General features: G+C 73.9%; 1 protein-coding gene. It reads left to right on the top strand.

The features are described 5' to 3' along the window. The coding region (locus TN53_RS42200) for a WD40 repeat domain-containing protein (protein ID WP_046264207.1) at positions 1-494 on the top strand (494 nt) is incomplete at both ends.

Here is a 494-nt window from a genome sequence, read left to right as displayed (position 1 = left end):
GCACGTACCTGCTCGCGCTGGTGCACCGCGAGCGGGGCGACGCGCCTGCCGCGGCCGAACTGCTGCGGGACGCGTCCGCACGGATGCCCGACGACCCGCAGATCGCCGCCGCTCTTGCCTCAGTGCAGGACGCGCCCGCCCCGGCCCAGTCCGTGCTGCCCGGGGAACACGACGACTGGATCACCGCCCTCCCCCTGACCCCGGACGGCACGACCGGAATCTCGGCGGACGGTTCCGGCGGGCTGCGGATCTGGGACCTGGCCACGGGGGAGTGCCGCCAGGAACTGCGGCTGGAGAACTACCGCGCCTCGACACTCGCGGTCCGCGACGACGGACGCGTCCTGGTCGTCGGCGGGGGCACCCGGCGCGCGCTGGTGCTCGACTTCGAATCCGCCACCGGGTTCGAACTCCCCGGCCACCCCAGCTGGGTGCTCGCGGTCGCCTTGACAGCGGATCAGCGGCACGCGGTCACCAGCGGGTACGAGGGAGAGGTC

The organism is Streptomyces sp. WM6386 (assembly GCF_000972385.1).
GTDB lineage: Bacteria > Actinomycetota > Actinomycetes > Streptomycetales > Streptomycetaceae > Streptomyces.
This window is presented reverse-complemented; position numbering and strand designations above follow the sequence as displayed.